At 66.9% G+C, this 1,177-nt stretch carries 1 pseudogene; it reads right to left on the bottom strand.

The annotated features are described in order from the left end of the window. Nucleotides 1-1,109: pseudogene (locus tag ACFP1K_RS41070) on the bottom strand (IS3 family transposase); the annotation flags it as partial. Between the last annotated feature and the right edge of the window lie 68 nt (nt 1,110-1,177).

The following is a 1,177-nucleotide window of genomic DNA, read 5'->3' as shown; positions in this document are numbered from 1 at the left end:
CGGGGTGAGCATGCCCAGGCTGCTGTGCCGTCGTTGCCGATTGTGCCAGATCTCCAGGTACTCGAAGATCGCGTTGGCGAGTTCGATCCGGGTGTTCCAGCGGCGGCGGTCGAGGAGTTCGACCTGCATACGGGCCCAGAACGACTCCATCATGGCGTTGTCGAAGCAATCCCCGACGCTGCCCATCGAGGACAGCAGGCCGGAGTCCTTGGCGCGCTGGGTGAAAACCCAGGAGCCGAATTGCACGCCGTGGTCGGAGTGGATGATGGTGCCTGCCGGTGGGGTGCGGGTGTCGATGGCCATGCCCAAGGCGCTGGTCACCAGGGTGGCGGTCTGGGTGGAGTCGATCGACCAGCCCACCACGCGGCGGGAGTAGGCGTCCAGCACCGCGCAGCAGTACACCTTGCCCTCACGGGTCGGGTGTTCGGTGATGTCGGTGATCCATAGCTGGTTGGGGGCGGTTCGGGTGAAGGCCCGGTCGACCAGGTCGGTAGCGATCTGGTCGGGCTTGGCGCGCCGCCACTTGGGCCGGCCGCTAAGGCCTTCGAGCCCTGCGCGCTGCATGAGGAGCTCCACCGCGCCGTGACTGACCGGGACCTGGTGGCCAAGGCGCAGTTCGGCATGCACCCGCCGGGCTCCGTAGGTGCCGCGTGAGTGCTGGTGGATCTGCTGGATCAGGCTGGTCAGCCACAGGTGCCGGATGGCCCGCGGTGAGGGCGGCCGGTTCCGCCAAGCGTAGTAGCCCGATACCGAGACGGCCAGGATGCGGCAGGCGACCTCCACCGGGATGCCTTCGCCGGCCATCACCGCGATGGCGCGGAACCGCCTTTTGGGGGCGCCGCCTCCCGGACCAGCTCGATCGCCCGGCGGGTGGCCTGCAGCTCGGTCTCCAATTCGGTGATGCGGCGTTTGGCGGTGGCTAACTCGGTCTTCTCACCGCTGCTCAGGCCGGGCTCCAGGCCGCGGTCAATGCGGTCTTGCCGCCGCCAGCTGTAGATCGTCTGAGTACTGATGTCCAGGTCACGGGCGAGATCGGTAGCCGTGCGACCCGCCTTGAGCAGGTCCAGCACCTTACGCCGGAACGCCGGCGGATAGCCCCGTCGTCCCATGCCACTCTCCTTTCAACGAGTGGCACAAGAATCCAGTAATCCACCTCCACTTAACTCGGGACACACCA

The sequence above is a fragment of the Sphaerisporangium aureirubrum genome (genome assembly GCF_042658925.1).
In the GTDB taxonomy this organism is placed as follows: Bacteria; Actinomycetota; Actinomycetes; order Streptosporangiales; family Streptosporangiaceae; genus Sphaerisporangium; species Sphaerisporangium aureirubrum.
This window is presented reverse-complemented; position numbering and strand designations above follow the sequence as displayed.